27 protein-coding genes and 2 tRNA genes are annotated in these 23,230 nt (G+C 65.1%); 13 read left to right on the top strand and 16 right to left on the bottom strand.

What is annotated here, in order from left to right:
* Window positions 1-10 precede the first annotated feature (10 nt).
* Complete coding sequence (gene aat / locus Q9316_RS07400; RefSeq protein ID WP_306034568.1) at window positions 11-625, top strand: leucyl/phenylalanyl-tRNA--protein transferase; 615 nt, start codon at window positions 11-13, stop codon at window positions 623-625.
* Between the two features lie 14 nt (window positions 626-639).
* Here aat and Q9316_RS07395 read toward each other — a convergent pair whose 3' ends face one another.
* From Q9316_RS07395 to gatB, 4 genes are all read right to left on the bottom strand, one after another.
* Window positions 640-1,095, bottom strand: coding sequence for a DUF2155 domain-containing protein (locus tag Q9316_RS07395; protein ID WP_306034567.1), 456 nt, complete (start codon window positions 1,093-1,095; stop codon window positions 640-642).
* 76 nt (window positions 1,096-1,171) lie between these two features.
* Window positions 1,172-1,570, bottom strand: a complete 399-nt coding sequence (locus Q9316_RS07390; RefSeq protein ID WP_306034566.1) for an NADH:ubiquinone oxidoreductase subunit NDUFA12 — start codon at window positions 1,568-1,570, stop codon at window positions 1,172-1,174.
* Window positions 1,571-1,723: 153 nt separating this feature from the next.
* Window positions 1,724-2,224, bottom strand: coding sequence for a GNAT family N-acetyltransferase (locus Q9316_RS07385; RefSeq protein ID WP_306034565.1), 501 nt, complete (start codon window positions 2,222-2,224; stop codon window positions 1,724-1,726).
* Between the two features lie 5 nt (window positions 2,225-2,229).
* On the bottom strand, window positions 2,230-3,732 hold the full coding sequence (gene gatB / locus Q9316_RS07380) for an Asp-tRNA(Asn)/Glu-tRNA(Gln) amidotransferase subunit GatB (RefSeq protein ID WP_306034564.1): 1,503 nt from the start codon (window positions 3,730-3,732) through the stop codon (window positions 2,230-2,232).
* 129 nt (window positions 3,733-3,861) lie between these two features.
* Between gatB and Q9316_RS07375 the strand changes: the two genes are divergently transcribed.
* The 4 genes from Q9316_RS07375 to Q9316_RS07360 all read left to right on the top strand — a co-directional run bounded on the left by Q9316_RS07375 (window position 3,862) and on the right by Q9316_RS07360 (window position 6,101).
* A complete protein-coding gene (locus tag Q9316_RS07375) occupies window positions 3,862-4,167 on the top strand; it encodes a DUF1294 domain-containing protein (protein ID WP_306034563.1) in 306 nt (101 codons plus the stop codon).
* 57 nt (window positions 4,168-4,224) lie between these two features.
* Window positions 4,225-4,668, top strand: a complete 444-nt coding sequence (locus Q9316_RS07370; protein WP_306034562.1) for an Rrf2 family transcriptional regulator — start codon at window positions 4,225-4,227, stop codon at window positions 4,666-4,668.
* Between the two features lie 82 nt (window positions 4,669-4,750).
* Window positions 4,751-5,653 carry an NAD(P)/FAD-dependent oxidoreductase gene (locus Q9316_RS07365; RefSeq protein WP_306034561.1) on the top strand — a complete coding sequence of 301 codons (903 nt, stop codon included), beginning with the start codon at window positions 4,751-4,753 and terminating at the stop codon, window positions 5,651-5,653.
* A 190-nt stretch (window positions 5,654-5,843) separates the two neighbouring features.
* Window positions 5,844-6,101 carry a YjhX family toxin gene (locus tag Q9316_RS07360; RefSeq protein ID WP_306034560.1) on the top strand — a complete coding sequence of 86 codons (258 nt, stop codon included), beginning with the start codon at window positions 5,844-5,846 and terminating at the stop codon, window positions 6,099-6,101.
* A 34-nt stretch (window positions 6,102-6,135) separates the two neighbouring features.
* Here the strand turns inward: Q9316_RS07360 and Q9316_RS07355 are convergent, their stop codons facing one another.
* The 8 genes from Q9316_RS07355 to Q9316_RS07320 all read right to left on the bottom strand — a co-directional run bounded on the left by Q9316_RS07355 (window position 6,136) and on the right by Q9316_RS07320 (window position 11,742).
* A complete protein-coding gene (locus tag Q9316_RS07355; RefSeq protein WP_306034559.1) occupies window positions 6,136-6,648 on the bottom strand; it encodes a GNAT family N-acetyltransferase in 513 nt (170 codons plus the stop codon).
* A 129-nt stretch (window positions 6,649-6,777) separates the two neighbouring features.
* Entirely contained in the window at window positions 6,778-7,923 is a 1,146-nt protein-coding gene (locus Q9316_RS07350) for a slipin family protein (protein WP_306034558.1), read from the bottom strand.
* Between the two features lie 371 nt (window positions 7,924-8,294).
* Window positions 8,295-8,366: transfer RNA gene (locus Q9316_RS07345), tRNA-Asn, on the bottom strand.
* A tRNA-OTHER gene (locus tag Q9316_RS07340) sits at window positions 8,365-8,438 on the bottom strand. The genes Q9316_RS07345 and Q9316_RS07340 overlap by 2 nt, the downstream gene beginning before the upstream one ends.
* Window positions 8,439-8,676: 238 nt before the next feature.
* Window positions 8,677-10,158, bottom strand: coding sequence for an Asp-tRNA(Asn)/Glu-tRNA(Gln) amidotransferase subunit GatA (gatA, locus tag Q9316_RS07335; RefSeq protein ID WP_306034557.1), 1,482 nt, complete (start codon window positions 10,156-10,158; stop codon window positions 8,677-8,679).
* 18 nt (window positions 10,159-10,176) lie between these two features.
* A complete protein-coding gene (locus Q9316_RS07330; RefSeq protein WP_306034556.1) occupies window positions 10,177-10,641 on the bottom strand; it encodes a GNAT family N-acetyltransferase in 465 nt (154 codons plus the stop codon).
* Window positions 10,642-10,644: 3 nt separating this feature from the next.
* On the bottom strand, window positions 10,645-10,932 hold the full coding sequence (gene gatC / locus Q9316_RS07325; protein ID WP_306034555.1) for an Asp-tRNA(Asn)/Glu-tRNA(Gln) amidotransferase subunit GatC: 288 nt from the start codon (window positions 10,930-10,932) through the stop codon (window positions 10,645-10,647).
* 105 nt (window positions 10,933-11,037) lie between these two features.
* Window positions 11,038-11,742: a metal-dependent hydrolase gene (locus Q9316_RS07320; RefSeq protein WP_306034554.1), complete on the bottom strand. Its 705-nt coding sequence runs from the start codon at window positions 11,740-11,742 to the stop codon at window positions 11,038-11,040.
* 111 nt (window positions 11,743-11,853) lie between these two features.
* Here Q9316_RS07320 and Q9316_RS07315 point away from each other — a divergent pair, with 111 nt between their 5' ends.
* Both Q9316_RS07315 and ruvX read left to right on the top strand, forming a co-directional pair.
* On the top strand, window positions 11,854-12,150 hold the full coding sequence (locus tag Q9316_RS07315) for an alkylphosphonate utilization protein (protein ID WP_306034553.1): 297 nt from the start codon (window positions 11,854-11,856) through the stop codon (window positions 12,148-12,150).
* An 11-nt stretch (window positions 12,151-12,161) separates the two neighbouring features.
* The gene (ruvX, locus tag Q9316_RS07310; RefSeq protein WP_306034552.1) at window positions 12,162-12,644 is read left to right on the top strand and encodes a Holliday junction resolvase RuvX; all 483 of its coding nucleotides are present in this window, start codon (window positions 12,162-12,164) and stop codon (window positions 12,642-12,644) included.
* Here ruvX and Q9316_RS07305 read toward each other — a convergent pair.
* Complete coding sequence (locus tag Q9316_RS07305) at window positions 12,593-12,916, bottom strand: DUF6105 family protein (RefSeq protein ID WP_306034551.1); 324 nt, start codon at window positions 12,914-12,916, stop codon at window positions 12,593-12,595. The genes ruvX and Q9316_RS07305 overlap by 52 nt on opposite strands.
* Window positions 12,913-13,044, bottom strand: coding sequence for a hypothetical protein (locus tag Q9316_RS07300; RefSeq protein ID WP_306034550.1), 132 nt, complete (start codon window positions 13,042-13,044; stop codon window positions 12,913-12,915). Before Q9316_RS07300 ends, Q9316_RS07305 begins: the two co-directional genes overlap by 4 nt.
* Before the next feature lie 209 nt (window positions 13,045-13,253).
* Between Q9316_RS07300 and Q9316_RS07295 the strand changes: the two genes are divergently transcribed.
* Entirely contained in the window at window positions 13,254-14,189 is a 936-nt protein-coding gene (locus Q9316_RS07295) for an AEC family transporter (RefSeq protein WP_306034549.1), read from the top strand.
* On the opposite strand, the gene Q9316_RS07290 is transcribed toward Q9316_RS07295, so the two are convergent.
* Entirely contained in the window at window positions 14,171-15,817 is a 1,647-nt protein-coding gene (locus Q9316_RS07290) for an acyl-CoA dehydrogenase family protein (protein WP_306034548.1), read from the bottom strand. The two genes, Q9316_RS07295 and Q9316_RS07290, sit on opposite strands and share 19 nt — an antisense overlap.
* A gap of 172 nt (window positions 15,818-15,989) precedes the next feature.
* On the opposite strand from Q9316_RS07290, the gene Q9316_RS07285 reads away from it, so the two are divergent.
* The 4 genes from Q9316_RS07285 (at window position 15,990) to dprA (ending at window position 20,065) form a co-directional block, all read left to right on the top strand.
* Window positions 15,990-16,931 carry an aspartate carbamoyltransferase catalytic subunit gene (locus Q9316_RS07285; protein WP_306034547.1) on the top strand — a complete coding sequence of 314 codons (942 nt, stop codon included), beginning with the start codon at window positions 15,990-15,992 and terminating at the stop codon, window positions 16,929-16,931.
* Window positions 16,928-18,220 (top strand): dihydroorotase, encoded by a 1,293-nt coding sequence (locus Q9316_RS07280; protein ID WP_306034546.1) that lies wholly within the window; start codon window positions 16,928-16,930, stop codon window positions 18,218-18,220. The genes Q9316_RS07285 and Q9316_RS07280 overlap by 4 nt, the downstream gene beginning before the upstream one ends.
* Window positions 18,221-18,329: 109 nt before the next feature.
* The gene (gene plsY / locus Q9316_RS07275) at window positions 18,330-18,911 is read left to right on the top strand and encodes a glycerol-3-phosphate 1-O-acyltransferase PlsY (RefSeq protein ID WP_306035240.1); all 582 of its coding nucleotides are present in this window, start codon (window positions 18,330-18,332) and stop codon (window positions 18,909-18,911) included.
* 2 nt (window positions 18,912-18,913) lie between these two features.
* Window positions 18,914-20,065: a DNA-processing protein DprA gene (dprA, locus tag Q9316_RS07270; RefSeq protein ID WP_306034545.1), complete on the top strand. Its 1,152-nt coding sequence runs from the start codon at window positions 18,914-18,916 to the stop codon at window positions 20,063-20,065.
* Here dprA and Q9316_RS07265 read toward each other — a convergent pair.
* On the bottom strand, window positions 19,997-20,251 hold the full coding sequence (locus Q9316_RS07265; RefSeq protein WP_306034544.1) for a hypothetical protein: 255 nt from the start codon (window positions 20,249-20,251) through the stop codon (window positions 19,997-19,999). The two genes, dprA and Q9316_RS07265, sit on opposite strands and share 69 nt — an antisense overlap.
* 320 nt (window positions 20,252-20,571) lie before the next feature.
* Between Q9316_RS07265 and topA the strand changes: the two genes are divergently transcribed.
* Complete coding sequence (gene topA / locus Q9316_RS07260) at window positions 20,572-23,226, top strand: type I DNA topoisomerase (RefSeq protein ID WP_306034543.1); 2,655 nt, start codon at window positions 20,572-20,574, stop codon at window positions 23,224-23,226.
* Window positions 23,227-23,230 lie beyond the last annotated feature (4 nt).

Here is a 23,230-nt window from a genome sequence, read left to right as displayed (position 1 = left end):
GGCGCCGGTCATGGCAGGGCGTCGCAGCCGCCACCCGGAGATAACGCCGGAACTGTTGCTGCGCGCCTATTCCATCGGGCTTTTCCCGATGGCCGATTCGGCAGACGACCCGGAGCTGTTCTGGGTCGAGCCGGACATGCGGGGCGTCATCCCGCTCGATGAATTCCACGTCTCGCGCAGTCTCGCCAAGGCGGTCCGCAAGAAACCGTTCGACATCCGGTTCGACACCGCCTTCGACGCGGTGATCGCGGCCTGCGCCGAGGCCGCGCCGGACCGCCCGTCGACCTGGATCAACAAGAAGATCCGGTCCCTCTACGGCACCCTGCATCGCATGGGCCACGCCCATTCGGTTGAAGCCTGGGAAGGCGAAAAACTCGTCGGCGGGCTCTACGGCGTCTCTTTGGGGGCGGCCTTCTTCGGGGAAAGCATGTTCTCCCGGCGCACGGATGCCTCGAAAATCTGCCTCGTGGCGCTGGTGGAGCGGTTGAAGGCGAACGGCTTCCGGCTGCTCGACACGCAGTTCACCACCGAGCATCTGAAGTCGTTCGGCGCGATCGACGTGCCGAAGATCGAATACGAGGACATGCTGGCGAACGCGCTGGCGTCACCGCACCTGCCGTTTTGAGGGGTTGAAGAACGTTACTGCGCCGCCGCTTCGCCGTCTTCCGGCGGCGGCACGTCGGACTTGGCCTTGCATTCCGTCAGCCACACGTCATAGACGGCGTGCTCGACGGCGTTGAGGCCGGGGCTGTCTGCGAACATCCAGCCGGTGAAGATGCGGCGGATCTTGCGGTCGAGCGTGATCTCGTCGACCTCGACGAAGGACGTCACCTTCTGCGCTTCGGTATCGTCGCGGCTGTAACAGACCTTCGGCGTCACCTGAAGCGCGCCGAACTGCACGGTCTCGCCGATATAGACGTCGAAATTGGTGATGCGGCCGGTGATCTTGTCGATGCCGGAGAACACCGCGACCGGATTTTCCATGCGCGCGGCCTTTGCTGCCACCGGCGCCATGGCAAGGCCGGCGGCCGTCGCTGCAAGCGCGACGGAAAGAAGGCGCCGTCCGGCGTTTGCCCGTGAAAACCCTGATGTCATGAATGCCGTCTCCTGCGATCCGCTCCGGCGCTCGCCGGTGGCTTCCAGCTACCGGCGAAATGTGGCCAAATCGGTATCAGCTACCCGGCGTCCAGGCGTCATAGTCGCCGGTCACGCGGGGACGTTCGCCGGTTGCGGCAAGCGAGCCCGGCGGGCGGTAGGCCTGCGAGGTGCCGGTCGGGTTCTGGCGGTGCGGCTTCTGCCACTCACGCGCCTTGTAGTCCTCGTCGGCCGGGGAAACGTCGGTGCGGTGGTGCATCCAACCGTGCCAGCCCGGCGGGATGGCAGAGGCTTCGGCATAACCGTTGTAGATCACCCAGCGGCGGGTTCGGCCTTCGGAATCCTTGGCGCCGCCCTGGTAGTAGACGTTGCCGAACTCGTCCTCGCCGACCCGCGTGCCGAAGCGCCAGGTGTGAAAGCGGGTGCCGATCGTCTGACCGTTCCACCAGGTGAAAATCTGCTTGAGAAGGTTCATGGGCTGGCGTCCTTGGCAGGGCCATGCCGGAAGCGCGGCCCGAGACTGATGGTTCGCCCGCATGAAGCGGGTGATATTTTCTTTCGCTTATGGCGCGACACCGCCGGAATGTCCAGCGATTCCCACGCCTTCGCCCACGGCTTTTCGCCGCGGTCAGCCGCCGAGCGGCTTCTCGTAGACATGGAGCGGCACACCGGAGATGCCGTCCGCTGTGTGCTGCGTCTCACCGACTTTGACGAAGCCGTGCGCACCATAGAAGGCGACGGCCGCCTCGTTGCGCGGATCGACCTCCAGCAGCATGGCATTGGCATCCGGGAAGCAGGTTTCGAGCTCGGCGAACAGGTCGCGGCCGATGCCCTGCCTCTGGTAGCGCGGCAGCACGTAGAGCTGATGCAGGAACGCCGTCTTCGGCCGGTCCTTCGCCATGGCGGCATAACCCATGCCGCCCAGTTCCCTGCCGTTGTCGGCAACGACGAACTCGCTGTCCTTGCGCGCCAGCCGGGCCTTTAGCGCCGGCACGGAATGCCAGCGCGCGGTGATCTCGCTCACCTTGTCCGCGCCGTAAAGCGCGTCATAGGTCGCGTGCCACGTCTCGCCCAGAAGCGCGCTGACTTTCGCCAGATCGCGCTCGGAAGCTGTGCGGACGAAAAACATCGGGATCAGTCCTCGATGCCGAGCTTGGCCTTGACCAAGGCCTGCACGGCCTGCGGGTTGGCCTTGCCGCCGGTCGCCTTCATCACCTGGCCGACGAACCAGCCGGCGAGCGTCGGCTTGGCCTTGACCTTCTCGACCTGATCGGGGTTCGCGGCGATGATCTCGTCCACGGCCTTCTCGATTGCGCCAGTATCCGTGACCTGCTTCAGGCCACGCGCCTCGACGATCTCGGCCGGGTTGCCGCCCTCGTTCCAGACGATCTCGAAGAGGTCCTTGGCGATCTTGCCGGAGATCGTGCCGTCCTTGATGAGATCGATGATGCCGCCGAGCTGATCGGGCGAAACCGGTGTCTCTTCAATGGCTTTGCCGTCCTTGTTCAAGGCGCCCAGGAGATCGTTGATGACCCAGTTGGCGGCAATCTTGCCGTCGCGGCCGGCAGCAACCGCCTCGTAATAGTCGGCGATCGCCTTTTCGGAAACGAGCACCGAGGCGTCGTAGACCGAGAGGCCGAGGTCCTTGACGAAGCGGATCTTCTTGTCGTCAGGCAGTTCCGGCAGGTCGGCGAGCAGCTTGCCGACGAATTCGTTGTCGAATTCCAGCGGAAGAAGGTCCGGGTCGGGGAAATAGCGATAGTCGTGCGCGTCTTCCTTCGAGCGCATCGAGCGCGTCTCGCCCTTGCCGGGATCGAAGAGGCGGGTTTCCTGATCGATCGAGCCGCCGTCCTCCAGGATGCCGATCTGGCGGCGGGCTTCGTATTCGATCGCCTGGCCGATGAAGCGGATGGAGTTGACGTTCTTGATCTCGCAACGCGTGCCGAAGGCTTCGCCCGGGCGGCGCACGGAGACGTTGACGTCGGCACGCATGGAGCCCTCGTCCATGTTGCCGTCGCAGGTGCCGAGATAGCGCACGATGGAGCGCAGCTTCGTCATATAGGCCTTGGCCTCGTCCGACGAGCGCATGTCCGGCTTGGAGACGATCTCCATCAGCGCGACGCCCGAACGGTTGAGGTCGACATAGGACATGGTCGGGTGCTGGTCGTGCATCGACTTGCCGGCATCCTGCTCGAGGTGCAGGCGCTCGATGCCGATCTCGATATCCTCGAAATTGCCCTGACGATCGGGGCCGAGCGAGATGACGATCTTGCCCTCGCCGACGATCGGGTCCTTGAACTGCGATATCTGGTAGCCCTGCGGCAGGTCGGGATAGAAGTAGTTCTTGCGGTCGAAGATCGAGCGGTGGTTGATCTCGGCCTTCAGGCCGAGGCCGGTGCGCACCGCCTGGCGGACGCATTCCTCGTTGATGACCGGCAGCATGCCCGGCATGGCGGCATCGACGAGCGAGACGTTGGCGTTCGGCGCCTTGCCGAATTCCGTCGAGGCGCCGGAGAAGAGCTTGGAATTGGACAGGACCTGGGCGTGAACCTCCATGCCGATGATGACTTCCCAATCGCCGGTGGCGCCGGGGATGAAGCGTTTCGGATCGGGGGTGCGGACGTCGACGAGGGTCATTTTAGGCTCTTGCTGTGGTGTCTTCGGTGCTGTCTCGGTAGAACATATGGGCAGGCGGCGCAAGGTTTTCAGCGGGTGCGACCCGCCGCCATTAGCCAAGTCGCAAGGATGACCGGCTAAAAGGGTGCGATGGGCACGACGACGACGCTTCTCATCATTTTTCTTCTCTTCAACCTGGTGACGTTCTGTGTCTTCTGGTGGGACAAGGAAGCCGCGCGTGACGGCCATTGGCGCGTTTCCGAAGCGCGTCCGCTGCAGTTCGCACTCCTCGGCGGCAGCCTGGGCGCCTTTGCCGCGCAACGACTGCTGCGGCACAAGACCCGCAAGGAGCCGTTCCGCACACAGTTGATGGCGATCCTGATTCTGCATGCGGCGCTGATCCCGGCCGCTCTCGTCTTTGCGGCTTCCCTCTACCGGACGCTGCACGCCGGCTGACATGCCTTCAGACAGCGCGTGTTGACATGCAGCGATATTCGTAACTATTATTGTTACATGAAAAGAAACAGCCGCCTTTCCGCCGTGCTTCATGCACTCATGCACATGGCGGAACGCGAGGAGCCGATGACCTCGGACGATCTCGCGCTCTGCCTCGACACCAATGCCGTCGTCGTCCGGCGCACCATGGCCGGGCTTCGCGAGGCCGGCATCGTGCAATCCGGGCGCGGCCATGGCGGCGGCTGGCATTTCGCCAAGCCGCTCGCCGAGATTTCGCTGCTCGACATCTACAACGCGCTCGGGGAGCCGATCCTCTTCCAGATCGGCCCGGCCACGGAAATGCCGGGCTGCGTGGTCGAGAAATCCGTCAACCGGGTGATCGGCGACGCGCTGAAGGATGCGGAAGCGATCCTGATGGCGCGCTTTGCCAGCACCACGCTGGCGGACCTTGCGGTCGATTTCCGCGCCGCTGCCAAAAGCTGCCGGCCCGAAACCGGCTAGCGGCAGTCACGCCAACATCTGCATCGAACGACCGGCAGCCGCCGGGCGAACGATGCCTCATGCCCACCAGAAAGGATGAACCATGACCGAAGATGCCATCATCATCGGCGGAGGCTTTGCCGGCCTTTCCGCAGCCATGCAGCTTGCCCGCGCCCGCCGCCGCATCACCATCCTCGACACCGGCGAACCACGCAACCGCTTCGCCGCGCATTCGCACGGTTTCCTCGCGCAGGACGGCCGACCGGGCGGCGACATCCTCGCGGACGCCCGCCGTCAGCTCGCCGCCTACGGGACCGTCACCTTCCGCGACGCGCCGGCCGAGCGGCTCGAGGGCGAGAAGGATGCCTTCTCCGTCATCACCGGTGATGGCGGGCGTCTCGATGCAAGGCGCGTGCTGCTTGCCACCGGTTTCGAGGACCGGTTGCCGGCCATACCCGGCCTTGCGGAGCGCTGGGGCAAGACGGTGCTGCATTGCCCCTATTGCCACGGCTACGAGGTCGGCGGCGGAGAAGTCGGCGTGCTGGCCCGCACGGCGGACGCCGCCCGGTTCGCGGCGGTTGTCGCCGATTGGGGCAATGTGACGCTCTTCACCAACATGACGCCGGAACCGGACGACGAAGCGCTTGCCTTGCTTGCTCAGCGCAATGTGAAACTGCGGCCGGGCCGTGTCACGGCGATCGCCGACGGACCGGACGGCATGCTCTCCGTCGAGACCGGCCCCGGCATCCCGACGCTGATCAAGGCGCTCTTCGTCATGCCGGAGGCGCGGGTACGCAGCACCATTCCGGCCGATCGCGGCCTCGAATTGAAGGAAACGCCTGTCGGCACCATCCTCCACACCGACGACACCGGCCAGACCTCCCTGCCCGGCCTCTATGCGGCCGGCGATATCGCGCTCGGGGCGGCGAACATCTCGCTGGCTTCGGCCAATGGCGTGAAGACCGGCGTCTTCCTGCACCATTCGCTGATCTGGCCGTCGCATTGACCTTTCGGGGTGTCCCGGTTATTTCGGGGCATCCGCAATGGAGTTTTGATGTCTAGCTCGTCTGAGGCCCGCTGAGGACCCTGCCCGCAACAGCTTGCGTGCAGGGTCGGAAAAACGATGAACCCTGCCACCATCGGGTGGCGGAACGTTTTTTTGCGTTCATTCGAACGCCAGACGGATCTTCAGGACCATGGACATTTCCCGCGCCGAACAGCGCATACTCCACCTGCTCGCCCAGGGCGGCAGGATCGAAATCGAAAAAGACGAAACCAGGAAGATCGTCACCGTCGCCTGCGTCACCCGGGAGGGCTGGCGGGCGGGCGGCTTGGACATCGAGCTCTTCCGCAAGCTGAAGCGCCGGCGCTACATCGCCTCGTCCGGTGGCAGGCCCTACCGCATCACCCAGCGCGGGCTCGAACTGGTGCGATCGCAGCAGGACAACCAGTGACGGAGCGGGAGGCGCGGCGAGCACGCGCCTCCCCTCAAAACCCGCCCGGTCCGTAGCCGGACGGCTCGTCCGCCACGAGCTGCCGGCGCAGGCCGACCGATTCCACATCCCGGTCGAGGCGGGCCGAATAATCGACGGAAAGCCAGTTCACCGCATAGCCATGCTTCTGGAAGAAAGCCACGGCGGCGACATTGCGGGCATGGGTCTGAAGCCGCGCCGCCTCGAAACCGGCCGCGACGATCTCCGCCTCCATGGCGGCGAGCAGGGCCGCGCCGAGGCCCATCTTCTGGTGCTGCGGCTCGACCCACAGATCGCTGATCTCGTCGTCCAGCGCCTCGCGGGACGCCCAGCCGGCGAGCGCGCCGTCGAACTCGGCGACCGTCACGCGCAGCCAATGACTGACGAGGAACTGCTGGAAGGCGTTGCGCGCATAGTCGCGCCGCACCTGGAGGTCGGCGACGCCGACGACGGCCTGCTCCCACGCCCTGACGCCGATCTCGACAAGGGCGTTGACATCCTCCTGACGGGCATTGCGGACGGTGATCATGGGGCGGTTCTCTCCACCCCTATGAAAGCATCGCGCGGGGCGATTGGCGAGAGAGGGAAATCGGCCATCCACGGCGATGATGGGGAAGGCGCAAAAGAGAATCGCCCGGCCTTTCGGCCGGGCGGTCCCCTACTTGTCGCGGAGCTGGACGAGGTCGTTCATCAGGCCCGCCGTCCCGTTGTGGATGGTCAGGCGCTCGACCTTCCCGGCGATGGCTTCGAGAGCTTCAAGCTCCTTCAGCCGCAGCATGACCGGATTTTCCGCCATCACCCTGGCCGTGTTGAGGAGCGAACGGGTGGCGTTCGTTTCCTCGCGGCGACGGATGACGTTGGCCTCGGCCTGCTTTTCCGCCGCGACGACCTGGTTGAGGATATCGCGCATCTCGCCCGGCAGGATCACGTCCTTGAGCTCGATGGCCGAGACCTCGACCCCGATGGCCGCCATGTCGGCCCGCACCTTCTCGGCGGCTTCCGCGTTGACCGTCACCTTGCGTTCAAGGATCTGGTCGAGCGTCAGCGTGCCGAGCGTCTGGCGGAAGGCGAACTGTAGCGCCCGGTAGAGCGCATCGGCGAAGTCCTTGACCTCCGAGACGGCCCTCAGCGGATCGACGACGCGGTATTCGGCCGAAATGTTCACCCGGATCGTGACCTTGTCGCGGGTGAGCAGTTCCTGGCCGGTCACGTCGAGCGACTGGCGCTTCAGGTCCACCACGCGCACCTGGATCGTCTTGCCGACGTTCCAGAAGGCGTGCAGGCCCGGCTCCAGCATGCGCTGGTGCGTTCCGTCGACGAAAAGCAGGCCGACCTGCCCGTCATTGACCATGAAGGCCGTGACGAGTTCCGTCCGGCGTGCCCGCGTCAGCCGGCGCATCAGCTCCGGATCGACGTCGAGCCGCTCAGTCAGGTCGATGCGCGTCTCGGCCCACGGACCGGCAGCGTTCCACACCACGAGCTTCTGGTTCGGCGCGAGCACCGTGTGAAGCTCGCCGTCGCGTTCGACGACCGAGATTTCACGCGCGTTCGTGCGGAAGACCACCAGTTCGCGGCGTGCGACCTCCGGAAGCGTATCGAACAACGGCTTCTCGTAGGCCGAGACGAAGGCCGCCCGGTTCACGTCGTGACGCTCCAGTTCGAGCATGCCGCGGCGGTTCGGCAGGCTGTGTTCGCCCGCGCCGAAAATGCCGAGGACTTCTCCCCTGTAGAGCGCGAGCACGCGCTCGTTGGCCTTCACGAGGACGCGCGTGCGCCCCAAAATCATATCGAGAAACATCGTCATTCTTCTACTCCTTCGGTCATACGCTACGTCATGAACCGATCGTCCTTTCGTTGTCCGTTCCCTGGGGAACCCTGATCGCCCGGGGAACCTGCGGGCGGGGTATTCGATAGATGATCCGGGAACCGGCTGACGGCCATCGGCGGCGGGTTTTCGGGAGAGGATCGCGCAGCGTCCGGGCGGGCGCGGGAACCGTGCGGTCCCTTGCTGGCCGGGAGGCGGCTTGATCGTCACCGAGAACCGGACCGCAAACGTCAGGCATCGGGCTTTCCGGGAAAGGGCCTTTCGGCCCCACCCCGGTCTGCCGTCCGCAGTCCGGTCCCCGGACCGGATTGAAAACAGCTTGGAAGGCTGTCGCTGATTTCGAGTCAGCACTTTTGGAGAAGGATTCGAACCTTCCACAGTCAGAGTAATGGTCTGATGCTCTACCACTGAGCTATCCAATGGAGCAGACAACGGGAATCGAACCCGCGACCTCCGGAGGAATGTCCGGCGCTCTACCACTGAGCTAGGTCCGCAAACCGGTCTTCTCGGCGCGGCATCCGTACACGACGACGGCAGGGCCGCCCCGCGCGGGAGGAGCGGAAAACTCCATCCGTTGACATCCGCACCGGCTGAACGACCGGGAGGGCGCGTTTATTCTCAACTTTCGGGAGGATCAAGCAAAAAGACGCAGGCGCAGGCTCCCGTAACGGCAAGTGTTGCCGTTACGACACGTTTTGGCGCACGCGTTTGTTCGGGGCTAAAGTGCGCCCCTTACCACCACTTGGCGGGCGAGAAGCGGCCGGCGGCCTGCTCGATGACATGCGCCGTCTTGAAGAGGACTTCCTCTTCGAACGGCTTGCCGATGAGCTGGAGGCCGAGCGGCAGGCCCTTGTGGTCGAGACCGGCCGGCACGGAGAGGCCCGGCAGGCCCGCCATGTTGACCGTGACCGTGAAGATGTCCTGGAGGTACATCTTCACCGGATCGGAGGCCAGGTCCTCGTCGGCGATGCCGAAGGCGGAGGACGGCGTGGCGGGGGTCAGGATCGCATCGACGCCGGCATTGAAGGCCAGCTCGAAATCGCGCTTGATGAGCGTGCGCACCTTCTGGGCCTGAAGGTAATAGGCGTCGTAGTAGCCGGCCGAGAGCACATAGGTGCCGATCATGATGCGGCGCTTGACCTCCGTGCCGAAGCCGGCAGCGCGGGTCTTCTCGTACATGTCGACGATGTCCTTGCCGTCGACGCGCAGGCCGTAGCGCACGCCGTCGTAGCGGGCGAGGTTCGAGGAGGCTTCGGCGGGCGCCACGATGTAATAGGCCGGCAGGGCGTATTTCGTGTGCGGCAGGGAGATGTCGATGATCTCGGCGCCGGCATCCTTCAGCCAGGCGATGCCCTTCTGCCAGAGCGCCTCGATTTCCTCCGGCATGCCGTCGAGACGGTATTCGCGCGGAATGCCGATGCGCATGCCCTTCAGCGACTGGCCGAGCGAGGCTTCGTAATCCGGCACCGGCAGATCGACGGAGGTCGTGTCCCTGGCGTCGACGCTGGCCATGGATTTCAGGAGGATCGCCGCATCGCGCACGTCGCGGGCGATGGGGCCGGCCTGGTCGAGCGAGGAGGCGAAGGCGACGATGCCCCAGCGCGAGCAGCGGCCATAGGTCGGCTTGATTCCGACGGTGCCGGTGAAGGCGGCAGGCTGGCGGATCGAGCCGCCGGTATCCGTCGCCGTCGCACCGGCGCACAGGTAAGCGGCAACCGCCGCGGCCGAGCCGCCGGACGAGCCGCCGGGCACGAGGTCGGCGTTGGAGCCATTCGCGCGCCACGGGTTCTTGACCGGGCCGTAGTAGGACGACTCGTTGGAGGAGCCCATGGCGAACTCGTCCATGTTCAGCTTGCCGAGCATGACGGCGCCGTCGCTCCACAGGTTCTGCGTGACGGTCGATTCGTATTTCGGCTGGAAGCCGTCGAGGATGTGGCTGCAGGCCTGCGTGTGCACGCCTTCGGTGGCGAAGAGGTCCTTAATGCCGAGCGGGATGCCTTCCAGCGCACCGGCCTTGCCGGCGGCGATGCGGCCGTCGGAGGCCTTCGCCATCTCGCGCGCCTTGTCCGGCGTCACGGTGACATAGGCGTTGATCGCCGGGTTGGCCGCTTCGATCGCGCCGAGATAGGCGTCCGTCAGCTCGACGGCGGTGATCTCCTTGGCGCCGAGCTTTTCGCGGGCTTCGGCAATGGTCAGGCGGGTCAGGTCGGTCATGGCTTCGGTCACTTCGGGTCAGGCAGCAAGAAGCTGCTTTTGGTAAAATACGGAATAGGGTGAGGCCGGGTAGTCGAGCACGGGGCCGCAGCGGGAAAAGCCCGCCTTCTCGTAGATCGCCCATGCCGCCGGATGCTGGTCGCCGGTTTCGAGGACGAGCGTTTCCAGTTCCTCCCGTTCGGCCGTCGCTAGGATTTCGCCGAGGATGCGCCGGCCGATGCCCCGCCCCTGCCAGTCCGGCCGGGTGAACATGCGCTTCACCTCGCCCACCGTCTCGGAATGGCGTTTCAGCGCGCCGCAGCCGACGACCGTGTCGCCGTCGCGGGCGATCCAGACCGTGACGGTCGGCTCGGCCATCTGTTCGACGGTGAGGTGATAGCAGGCCTCCGGCGGCGAGAGCGCGAGCAGAACCGTGTTCAGCTCCGCGATCAGCGTGCGAACCTCATCCTGCAACGGGCTTTCGACGGCGATGGTGACGGTCAAGGATTACTCCACAACCTTCGGAACCTGGAAGAAATTGCGGTCGGACGCCGGGGCATTGGCGACGATGTCGTCCGCCTTGCTGCCGTCGTTGACGACGTCCTCGCGTTTCTTCATCGCCATGGGCGTCACAGAGGTCATCGGCTCGACGCCCTCGACATTCACTTCCGAAAGCTGCTCGACGAAACCGAGGATGCCGTTCAGTTCGCCGGTCATGCGGCTTGCCTCTTCCTCGCTGACGGCGATGCGGGCAAGGCGCGCGACGCGCTTCACGGTGGCTAGATCTACGGACATGGATGGTCTCCGATAGGAAATTTCCTACCCGCTATAATGACCCAGCCCAAGGGGCGCAACGGGGGAATGGTCCCTTCCACGCCCCCTCGCCCGTTTTCCGGCCGCTCAGCGCGAGACGGAACCGCCGGGCTTCGGTACCTCGATCTTCGTGGCCGCGCCATCCATCGCCTTGACGAAGAGATCGGCCGTCTGGTCGATGATGCCGAAGGAGCCGTAGTGGCAGGGAATGACCGTGTCGAACGTGAAGAAGCGCTGGCAGGCGAGCGCGGCCACGGCACCGCCCATGGTGAAGCGGTCGCCGATCGGCACGAGGCCGATCTCCGGCTGGTGCAGTTCGTTGATCAGCGCCATGTCGGAGAAGATGTCCGTGTCGCCCATATGGTAGAGCGTCGGATCGTCCTCGAAATGCAGGACGAGGCCGTTGGCATTGCCGAGCGAATGGGAAACGCCGTCCTCGGTGATCTGCGCGGAGGAATGCAGCGCATTGACGAAGGTGGTGGAGAAACCGTCGAAATGCACGGTGCCGCCGGTATTGCCCATGTCGACCTTCTCCACGCCCTTCGCGCCGAGCCAGGCGGCGAGGTCGGCATTGGCAAGAACGGTCGCGCCCGTTTCCTTCGCGATCTGGATCGTGTCGCCGACATGATCGCCGTGGCCGTGGGTCAGCAGCACATGGGTGAGGCCGGCGACGGCATCCTTGCGGGTCGCGTCGTCGAAGGCGGGATTGCCGGTGAAGAACGGGTCGATGAGGATTCTGGCCTTCGCCGTTTCGATCCGGAAGGCGGAATGGCCGAGCCAGGTGATTTTCATGCGTGTTCTCCCGATTGATTGCCTGTCGCAATATAGAAGCGACGAAGGCCGTTTCCATCCATGGCCGGGACGTTATAAGCGTGGCTTACACCATATTGAAGGAACCGCGCGATGAGCGACGACGATTACATCTACGACGAAGCCACCGGCGAATGGCGTCCTGCCTCCGAAATCGCGGCGGACAAGGCCGCGCAGAACGTGGTGCGCGATGCATCCGGCACCGTGCTTGAAGACGGCGATTCGGTCGTGCTGATCAAGGACCTGAAGGTGAAGGGCGCCGGCCAGACGCTTAAACAGGGCACCGTCATCAAGACGATCCGCCTGACCGACAATCCCGAAGAGATCGACTGCCGGCACGACGCTATCAAGGGCCTGGTGCTGCGCACGGAATTCGTGCGCAAGCGCTGAGAGGTTTTCCCATGGCAACGCTGACACTGGAAGAACTCGCCGAAACGCTCCTGCCCGGCCAGCCGGTCGCGGGCCTCGACCTCGGCACGAAGACGATCGGCCTTTCGGTGTCCGACCTCGGCCGGCGGCTGGCGACGCCGCGGCCGGTGCTGAAGCGCGTGAAGTTCACGCAGGATGCCGAGGTCCTGCTGGCCTTCGCGGCGAAGGAGAAGGTCGCCGCCTTCGTCATCGGCCTGCCCATGAACATGGACGGCAGCGCCGGCCCGCGCGTCCAGGCGACCCGCGCCTTCGTGCGCTCCATGGCGGACAAGACCGATATTCCCTTCGTGTTCTGGGACGAGCGGCTGTCGACGGTGGCAGCGGAGCGCACGCTGATCGAGATGGACGTGTCGCGCAAGAAGCGGGCCGAACGCATCGATTCGGCCGCCGCCTCCTTCATCCTTCAGGGCGCGCTCGACAGGCTTTCGTCTCTGGCGAGAGCCGGCGACGACTGACGGCGGGCCTGCCACCAGGCGAGTATCTGCCTGCGGCGGCGGAAGGCGACGATGCCGAGCACGATGAAGCTGTCGACGACGATGGCGCGCGCTACCAGCGGCGGAATGCTCTCCGGCGGGATACCGAGGATGTTGCCGTAGATCTGGAACACCAGGTCATGCGCATCGCGCGTCAGCATGAAGATGCCGAAATTCATGTCGTAGTAGGAAAGCCCGTACCAGCTGCCGAGCAGCGCGATGGGAAACGCCCAGAGAATCAGGAACCACTTCATGCCGCCCTCCTGTCGATCGCAAGCAGGTCGCCGGCGGCGAAGATCGCTTCGCTGACGGCAATGCCCGCGGCGAGCACGATGAGCGGCACGACGATATCCACCGCCGCGAAGGAAAACAGGGTCGTCATGACCGAAATCCGGGCCGTCCTGGCCATATCACGCACTCGCTTCACATGGTTAACACCAGGTAAACATCACCTTTGCCCGTTAACCCTGATCGCGCAACGTAAACCCTGCATTAAGGTTAATTTCCACATGGCCCGCCGACGAGACCACCCTTGCCTTGCCCGCCCCGACATGGAATGAGCGGCAGTTCCACTCCAGCCGATCCGGTTCCATGCTCCCCATCTTCGAAAGCATCCTCCCCGTCTTCCTGCTCGTCGTGCTGGGCGCGCTGCTCAAGCGTTGGCGGCTGATCGACCGCGACATGTGGAACGGGCTCGAACAGCTCGGCTTCTTCGTGCTCTTCCCCTCCCTGCTCTTCACGACGCTCGCCAATGCGCAATTCTCCGGCATCGCCGCGGGCGACATCGCGATCGGCTCCATCGGGTCGGTGACGCTCATCGCGCTGTTTCTGGCGCTCGCCTGGCCCCTCTTCCGCTCGGCCGGCGTCTCGGCGCCCGCCTATACTTCCGTCTTCCAGACATCGACGCGCTGGAACGCCTTCATCGCGCTGGCGATCGCCGAAAAGCTCTACGGGCCGCAGAGCCTCGCGCTCGTCGCGCTGGTGGCGACGCTGATCATCATCCCGATCAATTTCTACAACATCGGCGTGCTCGTCTGGTTCGGCGGGGGCACGCGGAGCCTGAAGACCTTCGCGCAGAAGATCCTCACCAACCCGATGATCATCGGCTCGATGCTGGGCGTAGCGGTCAACCTCTTCGAAATCCCGATCTACCAGCCGCTGATGCAGGCGGCGGAACTGGTCGCGGGCACCTCCCTCAGCCTCGGCCTCATCATGGTCGGCGCGGGCCTGAAGCTCGCCGACGCGCTGAAACCGCGCCCGCTTGCCGCTCTGCCCGTCGTCCTGAAGCTGATTTTCATGCCGCTGATCATGACGGGCGCGGCCTACGCCCTCGGCATGCGCGGCGAACCGCTCCTGACCATCGCCATGGGCGCCAGCGTGCCGACGGCGATGAACGGCTATGTCTTGGCCAAGCAGATGGGCGGCGATGCGCCGCTCTATGCGGCCGTCGCGACGCTGCAGACGATCGCGTCCTTCTTCACCATCCCGATCGTGCTCGCGGCGACCGCCTATCTCGCCGGCGGGTAGAGCAGATCGACGATGTAGGCCGAATCGAAGCGCGAATCGAGCATGCCGTAGGTCGACCGCCAACCGGAGGCGAGGCGCGTTTCCAGGAAGGCATCGGCGATGCGGCCGGCACCGGCCCGGTAGAGTTCGGCGGCGGCGGCGGCGAGCGCCAGTTGCTCGACCAGCATGCGGGCGGCCCCCTCGTCGCGCTCGCACAGCGACAGGCAGGCGCGCAGCACGTCGACCGTCTTCTTGCCGGCCGGGCCGAGATCGCGGGCAAGCCCGGCGAAGAGCGTTTCGAACAGGTCCCGGCCCCGGCCGATGACGCGCATCAGGTCGAGCGCCATGACATTGCCGGAGCCTTCCCAGATCGCATTGACCGGCGCCTCGCGGTAGTGCCGCGCGATGGGGCGTTCCTCGACATAACCGCTGCCGCCGATGCATTCCATCGCCTCGTAGATGAGGGCGGGGGCGATCTTGCAGCACCAGTATTTCGTGACCGGCGTCATGATGCGGGCATAGGCGGCATCCTCCGCGCTGTCGCGCGCCTTGTCGAAGGCCTCCGCGAGGCGCAGGGAAAGCGCGGTCGCGCCGGCGACGTCAAGCGCCATGTCGGCGAGCACGCGCGTCATGATCGGCTGGGCGACGAGCGGCTTGCCGAAAACATGGCGGCCGCGGGTATGGTGCACGGCTTCGGCCAGCGCGGCGCGCATGATGCCGGCCGATGCCAGCGCGCAGTCGAGCCGCGTCAGCGTCACCATGTCGAGGATTGTGCGGATGCCGGCATCCGGCGCGCCGAGCAGGAAGCCGAACGTATCGGAGAACTCGACCTCGGACGACGCGTTGGAGCGGTTGCCGATCTTGTCCTTGAGGCGCTGGAAGCGCAGGCCGTTGCTGGAGCCGTCCTCCAGGAGGCGCGGCACGAGGAAGCAGCCGACGCCCTCGCGGGTCTGCGCCAGCATGACGAAACCGTCGCTCATCGGCGCCGACATGAACCATTTGTGGCCCGTCAGCCGGTAGATGCCCTCGCCGACGCGCTCGGCCGTGGAGGTGTTGGCACGCACATCCGTGCCGCCCTGCTTTTCCGTCATGCCCATGCCGAGCGTGATGGCGCTCTTCTGCATGGCCGGCTTGTTCGCCGAATCGTATTTGCGCGACAGGATTTTCCGGCCCCACTCGCGCTGCACCTGCGGCGAGGTGGAAAGGGCGGCGACCGATGCGCTCGTCATGGTCAGCGGGCAAAGATGCCCGCATTCGAGCTGGGCCGTCAGGTAGAAGCGCACGGCGCGCGCCTTGTGCGCCCTGCCCTGTTCCTCGGCGACGTTTTCCCAGAGCGAGGAATGCAGGCCGCTCGCCATGGAGCGGCGCATCAGCGCGTGCCAGGCGGGGTGGAAATCGACGACATCGATGCGCTCGCCGCGCGGCCCGTGGGTGCGCAGCTTCGGCACGCCCTCATTGGCCATGCGGGCGAGCTCCTGCGCCTCCGGCGAGGTGACGTAGCGGCCGATCGCGTCGAACTCGTCGCGCAGCCCCTTCGGCATGGCGTCGGTGGCGTCGACCAGCAGCGGGTCGGAGCGATAGGCGTTGATGCCCGACCAGAGCGGCGGCTGGTTGAGATCGGCGAGTTTCTGTTCGGTGTCGCGAGTCATGAGCGGGTTCTAGCCCAAGTCGCGACGCCGCGAAACGGGGCGTTGCGGCCTGCGACGCCAGGATCATCACAAAAGAGTGGGAAGGAACGAATGCCGGCCCTCTTCGCCTTGCCCGCGTGGGATCGACGCTCTATAGACCGCGCGTATCCACGACAGTTGAGGCGGAGCCCCCATGGACTTCTTTCCGCATCGCCACCTTCTCGGCATCAAGGGTCTGACCGAGCAGGAAATCACCCTCCTGCTCGACCGCGCCGACGAGGCGGTGAAAATCTCCCGGCAGCGGGAGAAGAAAACGTCGACGCTGCGCGGCCTGACGCAGATCAATCTCTTCTTCGAAGCCTCCACCCGAACGCAATCCTCCTTCGAGCTCGCGGGAAAACGCCTCGGCGCCGACGTGATGAATATGTCGGTCGGCAATTCCTCGGTGAAGAAGGGCGAAACGCTGATAGACACCGCGATGACGCTGAACGCCATGCACCCCGACGTGCTGGTGGTGCGCCATTCCTCCGCCGGTGCCGCCGCGCTCCTTGCGCAAAAGGTCTCCTGCGCGGTGGTCAATGCGGGCGACGGCCAGCACGAGCACCCGACACAGGCCCTGCTCGACGCGCTGACCATCCGCCGCGCCAAGGGCAAGCTCTCGCGCATCATCGTCGCCATCTGCGGCGACGTGCTGCATTCGCGCGTCGCGCGCTCGAACATCCTGCTTCTCAACGCCATGGGCGCGCGGGTGCGCGTCGTCGCGCCGGCCACGCTGCTGCCCTCCGGCATCGCGGACATGGGCGCGGAGGTCTACCACTCCATGGAGGAAGGCCTGAAGGACGCGGATGTCGTGATGATGCTGCGCCTCCAGCGCGAGCGCATGTCCGGCGCCTTCGTGCCGTCGGTGCGCGAATATTTCCACTATTACGGCCTCGACGCCGAAAAGCTGAAGGCGGCGAAGGAGGATGCGCTCGTCATGCATCCCGGCCCGATGAACCGTGGCGTTGAGATCGCCTCGGAGATCGCCGACGGCCCGCAGAGCGTGATCGAGCAGCAGGTCGAGATGGGCGTCGCCGTCCGCATGGCCGTGATGGAAACGCTTCTCCTATCGCAGAACCAGGGACCCCGCGCATGACCCGCACGACCGTCCTCAAGAACCTTCGTATCCTCGATCCCTCCCGCGACCTCGACGAGAACGGGGCCATCGTCATCGAGAACGGGAAGATCGCCGCCATCGGCAGCGGCGCGCAGAACCAGGGCGCGCCTGAAGGCGCCGAAGTGATCGACGGCCGCGGCCTCATCGCCGCCCCCGGCCTCGTCGATGCCCGCGTCTTCGTCGGCGAACCGGGCGCCGAACACCGCGAGACGATCGAATCCGCCTCGCGCGCGGCCGCCGTCGGCGGGGTGACGACCTTCATCACCATGCCGGACACGGACCCGGTGATCGACGACATCGCACTGGTCGAATTTGTGCTGAAGAACGCTCGCGACAAGGCGATCGTCAACATCCACCCGGCCGCCGCCCTCACCAAGGGCCTAGCGGGCGACGAGATGACCGAGTTCGGCCTGCTCCAGGCCGCCGGTGCCGTCGCCTTCACCAATGGCCGCAACCCCATGCACAATGCGCAGGTGCTGCGCCGCGCCATGACCTATGCGCGCGAATTCGGCAGCGTCATCGCGCTCGAAACCCGCGACAAGCATCTTGGCGCGGGCGGCGTGATGAACGAGGGCCTGCTGGCAAGCTGGCTCGGCCTTTCCGGAAGCCCGCGCGAGGCGGAGCTGATCCCGCTCGAACGGGACCTGCGCATCGCGGGCCTGACCCGCGGCAAGTATCACGCCGCGCAGATTTCCGTGCCGGAATCGGCCGAGGCGGTGAAGATCGCCCGCGAGCGCGGCGCCAACGTCACCTGCGGCATCTCGATCAACCACCTGGCGCTGAACGAGAACGACATCGGCGAATACCGCACCTTCTTCAAGCTCTCCCCGCCGCTGCGCGGCGAGGACGACCGCAAGGCGATGGTCGATGCGCTCGCAAGGGGCGAGATCGACATCATCGTCTCTTCGCACGACCCGCAGGACGTCGATACCAAGCGCCTGCCCTTCGCGGACGCAGCGGATGGCGCCATCGGCCTTGAAACCATGCTGGCGGCGGCGCTTCGCCTCTACCACAGCGGCGAAGTCTCCTTGATGCGGCTGATCGATGCGCTCTCGACGCGCCCTGCGAAAATCTTCGGCCTCGATGCCGGCACGCTGGCGCCGGGCGCGCGCGCCGACATCGTGCTGATCGATCCCGACGAGCCGTGGCTCGCCACCAAGGACCGCTTCGTCTCGCGCTCGAAGAACACGCCCTTCGAAGATGCCCGCTTTACGGGGCGCGCAGTTAGCACCTATGTTGCCGGCAAACGGGTGCATTCGCTGAGCTAGGCGTCTGCACCGCCGCTCGCTGGAAGGGACAGTCCCGGCGGGCGGCACTGAAGCATGGTTCCGGGGGAGAACAAACGTGTCCGACATCTTCACCTGGCAGCTCGGCGCGATGCCGACGCTCGCCGCCCTCGCCTTCGGCTATCTTCTCGGCTCCATCCCCTTCGGCCTGATCCTCACCCGCATGGCGGGGCTCGGCGATGTGCGCAAGATCGGTTCCGGCAATATCGGTGCGACGAACGTGCTGCGCACCGGCAACAAGAAACTGGCCGCAGCGACGCTGCTGCTCGACGCCCTGAAGGGCACAGCGGCGGCGGCGATCGCCTCGCGATGGGGGCTCGAAGCCGGCATCGCCGCGGGCTTCGCGGCCTTCCTCGGCCATCTCTTCCCGGTCTGGCTCGGCTTCAAGGGCGGCAAGGGCGTTGCGACCTATGTCGGCGTGCTGCTCGGCCTCGTGCCTGTGATGGTCGCCGTGTTCGCCGTCGTCTGGATCGGGCTTGCCTTTCTGACGCGCTATTCCTCCCTTTCGGCGCTGGTTGCAACTTTCGTATCTCCGGTTGTATTGTGGTTTACCGGTCACGAGAAGGTGGCACTGCTGTTCGCCGTCCTCACGCTGATCACCTGGTGGAAACACCGCGCCAATATCAGCCGCCTGATGAGCGGCACGGAAAGCAAGATCGGCAGCAAGGGGTAGCCATGGACGACCGCAGCGCAGGGACACGGGGAATTGCGCTGACGGAAAGACAGAGGATCGCCTGGCTGCGCCTCATCCGCAGCGACAATGTCGGGCCGGTCACCTTCCGCGAACTCATCAATCATTTCGGCAGTGCGGAGACGGCGCTGGAAATGCTGCCGGAACTTTCACGCCGCGGCGGCGCTTCGCGCAACATCCGCGTCGCCGGCAAGGCGGATGCGGAGCGGGAGCTGGAAATCGCCGAACGTCACGGCGCGGCCTTCGTCGGCATCGGCGAGCCGGACTATCCGCCGCTGCTGCGCCAGATCGACGGCGCCCCGCCGCTCATCGCCGTCAAGGGCAACCTCAAGGTGGCAGCGGCACCGGCGGTCGGCATCGTCGGCGCGCGCAATGCTTCGATCTCCGGCATGAAGTTCGCAGGCCTGCTGGCGCGGGAGATCGGCCGCGTCGGCTATTCCATCGTCTCCGGCCTCGCCCGCGGCATCGATACGGCCGCCCACCGTGCCAGCCTCGACACCGGCACGATCGCGGCAATGGCCGGCGGCCTGGACAAGCCCTACCCGCCCGAAAATATCCACCTGCTGGACGAACTGACCGACGGCCAGGGCCTCGCCGTCAGCGAAATGCCCTTCGGCTGGGAGCCTCGGGCGCGGGATTTTCCCCGCCGCAACCGGTTGATCGCCGGCATGTCGCTCGGATTGGCTGTGGTGGAAGCCGCATTGCGCTCCGGCTCCTTGATCACAGCGCGCAATGCGGCGGATTTCGGCCGGCTGGTCTTTGCGGTGCCGGGCTCGCCGCTCGATCCGCGCTGCGAGGGAACGAACGGCCTTCTAAAGGACGGCGCGACGATCACCACGACGCCCGACGATGTGCTGGAAGGCTTACGGCCGCTCTCGCAGCCGGATCTCTTTACCCCTCGCCCGGGTGCCGGCGAACCGGATGAGGACATTTCCCCTGCCCTGCGGCTCCCGCCCAGCGAGGGCGAGCGGGAGCGGATCGCGGAGGCGCTGAGCCAGGTGCCGGCCGAAATAGACGAGATCATCCGCCATACCGGCATCGCGGCCGCGACCGTTTATCTCGTTCTCCTAGAGCTTGACCTTGCCGGTCGGCTTCAGCGACATGCCAGCGGGGGCGTCTCGATCGTTCCGGAGTGAGACAGGCCGGAAGCCGGCCAGGATATCGCCGGCTTCGACATAAGCCATCTCTATAAAGTAGCGCAGCATGTCGGCACCTTCATTATGCGCGACGGTACGCAACTCGCCCAGCATCTGACGAATGTAGGCAATGTTCTCTTCGGCCGTGTGTGGCGGAAGGGCGGGCTTGGTTGGTTTTGGGTTCATGGCTTCCCCGTTGCATCCATGACTTGGAATCATCCGCAAGTTGTGATTCCTGTACCCCAAAGACGATACAACGATTATTTATAATTGCAACAACCCAATTCACTCTCTTTGGTTGTATTTTATCATATGTCAATTGCACCAATAAGTGCATCCATTAATTTAGCTCTTTTTGGTTGTATCGCGTTGTATCCACTTATTTCACCCCTACCTCTTGACCCGAACGCTTTCCCTGTTCATGTCGAAACACGACTTTTCGGCGCAGAACGCCCCTCTTTCGCCGCCCATCCAACCGCGCGGCACCCGGTATCAGAGAAATGACGATGAATGTTGTAGTTGTGGAATCGCCTGCCAAGGCCAAGACGATCAACAAATATCTTGGCCCCGGCTACAAGGTGCTCGCCTCCTTCGGGCATATCCGCGACCTGCCGGCCAAAGACGGTTCCGTTCGTCCGGACGAAGACTTCGAAATGTCCTGGGAAGTGGACAGCGCCTCGGCCAAGCGCATCAAGGATATCGCCGACGCGGTGAAATCCTCCGACGGCCTCATTCTCGCAACCGACCCGGATCGCGAGGGTGAAGCGATCTCCTGGCATGTTCTGGATGTGCTCAAGAAGAAGAAGGTGCTCGGCGACAAGCCGGTCCAGCGCGTCGTCTTCAACGCCATCACCAAGTCGGCGGTGCTCGATGCCATGCGCAATCCACGCGACATAGACATCGCGCTGGTCGATGCCTATCTCGCCCGCCGTGCGCTCGACTATCTCGTCGGCTTCAACCTGTCGCCGGTGCTCTGGCGCAAGCTGCCGGGCGCCCGCTCGGCCGGCCGCGTGCAGTCGGTTTCGCTGCGCCTCGTCTGCGACCGGGAAGCGGAAATCGAGCGTTTCGTCTCGGAGGAATACTGGAACCTTTCCGCCCTGCTGAAGACCCCGCGCGGCGATGAGTTCGAGGCCCGCCTCGTCTCGGCCGACGGCAAGCGCCTGGCGCCGAAGGCGATCGGCAACGGCGAGGAGGCGAACCGCCTGAAGACGCTGCTCGACGGCGCTTCCTATCGCGTCGAAAGCGTCGAGGCCAAGCCGACCAGGCGCAACCCGTCGCCGCCTTTCACGACCTCCACCCTGCAGCAGGCGGCCTCGTCCAAGCTCGGCTTCTCCGCCTCGCGCACCATGCAGGTCGCGCAGAAGCTCTATGAGGGCATCGACATCGGCGGCGAGACGGTGGGTCTCATCACCTATATGCGTACCGACGGCGTGCAGATGGCGCCCGAGGCGATCGACGCGGCCCGCCGCGCCGTCGCCGAACAGTTCGGCGCGCGCTACGTGCCGGAAAAGCCCCGCCTCTATTCCACCAAGGCGAAGAACGCCCAGGAAGCGCACGAGGCGATCCGCCCGACTTCCTTCGACCGCACGCCCGACCAGGTGAAGCGCTATCTCGATCCGGACCAGCTGCGGCTCTACGACCTCGTCTGGAAGCGCGGCATCGCCAGCCAGATGGCTTCTGCCGAAATCGAGCGCACGACGGTCGAGATCGAGGCGGCAAACGGCAAGGACAGGGCGGGCCTGCGCGCCACCGGCTCGGTCATCCGCTTCGACGGCTTCATTGCCGCCTATACGGACCAGAAGGAAGACGGCGAACAGTCCGACGACGGTGACGAGGACGGCCGCCTGCCGGAAATCAACGCCAACGAAGCGGTCGCCAAGCAGAAGGTGAATGCCACGCAGCACTTCACCGAGCCGCCGCCGCGCTATTCCGAAGCCTCGCTCATCAAGAAGATGGAAGAGCTCGGCATCGGCCGCCCGTCGACCTATGCCGCGACGCTCGCCACGCTGCGCGATCGCGAATACATCACCATCGACAAGCGCAAGCTTATCCCGGAAGCCAAGGGCCGGCTCGTCACGGCCTTCCTCGAAAGCTTCTTCACCCGCTATGTCGAATACGACTTCACGGCGGATCTCGAGGAAAAGCTCGACAAGATCTCGGCCGGCGAACTCGACTGGAAGCAGGTTCTGCGCGACTTCTGGAAGGATTTCTTCTCCCAGATCGAGGACACCAAGGAACTGCGCGTCACCAACGTGCTCGACGCGCTCAACGAGGAACTCGCGCCGCTCGTCTTCCCCAAGCGGGAAGACGGCAGCGATCCGCGCGTCTGCCAGGTCTGCGGCACCGGAAAGCTGTCGCTGAAACTCGGCAAGTTCGGCGCCTTCGTCGGCTGCTCGAACTATCCGGAATGCAACTTCACCCGCCAGCTTTCCGCCGACAACGGCTCGGATGCGGAGGCCGCCGCCTCGAACGAGCCGCAGAGCCTCGGCAAGGACCCGCATACGGGCGAAGAGATCACCCTGCGCTCCGGCCGCTTCGGCCCCTATGTCCAGCGCGGCGACGGCAAGGAGGCCAAGCGCGCCAGCCTGCCCAAGGGCTGGACGCCGGCAAGCATCGACCATGAGAAGGCGCTCGCCCTGCTCTCGCTGCCGCGCGACATCGGCCAGCATCCGGAAAGCGGCAAGATGATCTCCGCCGGCATCGGCCGCTACGGGCCGTTCCTGCTGCATGACGGCGGCTACGCTAATCTCGAAACCGTCGAGGACGTGTTCTCGATCGGCCTCAACCGGGCCGTGACCGTGATTGCCGACAAGCAGTCGAAGGGACCGGGCGGACGCTCGCGCGGCACGCCGGCCGCGCTGAAGACGCTCGGCGATCATCCGGACGGCGGCCCGATCACGGTGCGGGACGGCAAGTACGGTCCCTATGTGAACTGGGGCAAGGTCAATGCGACCCTGCCGAAGGGCAAGGCCGCCGACAGCGTCACGATGGAGGAAGCGCTCGTTCTGATCGCCGACAAGGCCGGCAAGACGCCGACCAAGGGCAAGGCGAAAGCGGCGAAGACCACCAAGGCCGCCAAGTCGGACGACGCCAAGGCGACGAAACCGAAGGCGAAAGCCGCGGCGAAACCGAAAACCGCATCCAAGGCAAAGAAGGCCTGACGGC

It is taken from the genome of Shinella zoogloeoides, from assembly GCF_030733845.1.
Lineage (GTDB): Bacteria > Pseudomonadota > Alphaproteobacteria > Rhizobiales > Rhizobiaceae > Shinella > Shinella zoogloeoides_C.
This window is presented reverse-complemented; position numbering and strand designations above follow the sequence as displayed.

What these genes read in the sequence shown, in the direction of transcription:
- aat (WP_306034568.1), top strand. Translation starts at nt 11, where the DNA reads ATGGCAGGGCGTCGCAGCCGCCACCCGGAGATAACGCCGGAACTGTTG.
- Q9316_RS07395 (WP_306034567.1), bottom strand. Translation starts at nt 1,095, where the DNA reads ATGACATCAGGGTTTTCACGGGCAAACGCCGGACGGCGCCTTCTTTCC.
- Q9316_RS07390 (WP_306034566.1), bottom strand. Translation starts at nt 1,570, where the DNA reads ATGAACCTTCTCAAGCAGATTTTCACCTGGTGGAACGGTCAGACGATC.
- Q9316_RS07385 (WP_306034565.1), bottom strand. Translation starts at nt 2,224, where the DNA reads ATGTTTTTCGTCCGCACAGCTTCCGAGCGCGATCTGGCGAAAGTCAGC.
- gatB (WP_306034564.1), bottom strand. Translation starts at nt 3,732, where the DNA reads ATGACCCTCGTCGACGTCCGCACCCCCGATCCGAAACGCTTCATCCCC.
- Q9316_RS07375 (WP_306034563.1), top strand. Translation starts at nt 3,862, where the DNA reads ATGGGCACGACGACGACGCTTCTCATCATTTTTCTTCTCTTCAACCTG.
- Q9316_RS07370 (WP_306034562.1), top strand. Translation starts at nt 4,225, where the DNA reads ATGAAAAGAAACAGCCGCCTTTCCGCCGTGCTTCATGCACTCATGCAC.
- Q9316_RS07365 (WP_306034561.1), top strand. Translation starts at nt 4,751, where the DNA reads ATGACCGAAGATGCCATCATCATCGGCGGAGGCTTTGCCGGCCTTTCC.
- Q9316_RS07360 (WP_306034560.1), top strand. Translation starts at nt 5,844, where the DNA reads ATGGACATTTCCCGCGCCGAACAGCGCATACTCCACCTGCTCGCCCAG.
- Q9316_RS07355 (WP_306034559.1), bottom strand. Translation starts at nt 6,648, where the DNA reads ATGATCACCGTCCGCAATGCCCGTCAGGAGGATGTCAACGCCCTTGTC.
- Q9316_RS07350 (WP_306034558.1), bottom strand. Translation starts at nt 7,923, where the DNA reads ATGACGATGTTTCTCGATATGATTTTGGGGCGCACGCGCGTCCTCGTG.
- gatA (WP_306034557.1), bottom strand. Translation starts at nt 10,158, where the DNA reads ATGACCGACCTGACCCGCCTGACCATTGCCGAAGCCCGCGAAAAGCTC.
- gatC (WP_306034555.1), bottom strand. Translation starts at nt 10,932, where the DNA reads ATGTCCGTAGATCTAGCCACCGTGAAGCGCGTCGCGCGCCTTGCCCGC.
- Q9316_RS07320 (WP_306034554.1), bottom strand. Translation starts at nt 11,742, where the DNA reads ATGAAAATCACCTGGCTCGGCCATTCCGCCTTCCGGATCGAAACGGCG.
- Q9316_RS07315 (WP_306034553.1), top strand. Translation starts at nt 11,854, where the DNA reads ATGAGCGACGACGATTACATCTACGACGAAGCCACCGGCGAATGGCGT.
- ruvX (WP_306034552.1), top strand. Translation starts at nt 12,162, where the DNA reads ATGGCAACGCTGACACTGGAAGAACTCGCCGAAACGCTCCTGCCCGGC.
- Q9316_RS07305 (WP_306034551.1), bottom strand. Translation starts at nt 12,916, where the DNA reads ATGAAGTGGTTCCTGATTCTCTGGGCGTTTCCCATCGCGCTGCTCGGC.
- Q9316_RS07300 (WP_306034550.1), bottom strand. Translation starts at nt 13,044, where the DNA reads ATGACGACCCTGTTTTCCTTCGCGGCGGTGGATATCGTCGTGCCGCTC.
- Q9316_RS07295 (WP_306034549.1), top strand. Translation starts at nt 13,254, where the DNA reads ATGCTCCCCATCTTCGAAAGCATCCTCCCCGTCTTCCTGCTCGTCGTG.
- Q9316_RS07290 (WP_306034548.1), bottom strand. Translation starts at nt 15,817, where the DNA reads ATGACTCGCGACACCGAACAGAAACTCGCCGATCTCAACCAGCCGCCG.
- Q9316_RS07285 (WP_306034547.1), top strand. Translation starts at nt 15,990, where the DNA reads ATGGACTTCTTTCCGCATCGCCACCTTCTCGGCATCAAGGGTCTGACC.
- Q9316_RS07280 (WP_306034546.1), top strand. Translation starts at nt 16,928, where the DNA reads ATGACCCGCACGACCGTCCTCAAGAACCTTCGTATCCTCGATCCCTCC.
- plsY (WP_306035240.1), top strand. Translation starts at nt 18,330, where the DNA reads ATGCCGACGCTCGCCGCCCTCGCCTTCGGCTATCTTCTCGGCTCCATC.
- dprA (WP_306034545.1), top strand. Translation starts at nt 18,914, where the DNA reads ATGGACGACCGCAGCGCAGGGACACGGGGAATTGCGCTGACGGAAAGA.
- Q9316_RS07265 (WP_306034544.1), bottom strand. Translation starts at nt 20,251, where the DNA reads ATGAACCCAAAACCAACCAAGCCCGCCCTTCCGCCACACACGGCCGAA.
- topA (WP_306034543.1), top strand. Translation starts at nt 20,572, where the DNA reads ATGAATGTTGTAGTTGTGGAATCGCCTGCCAAGGCCAAGACGATCAAC.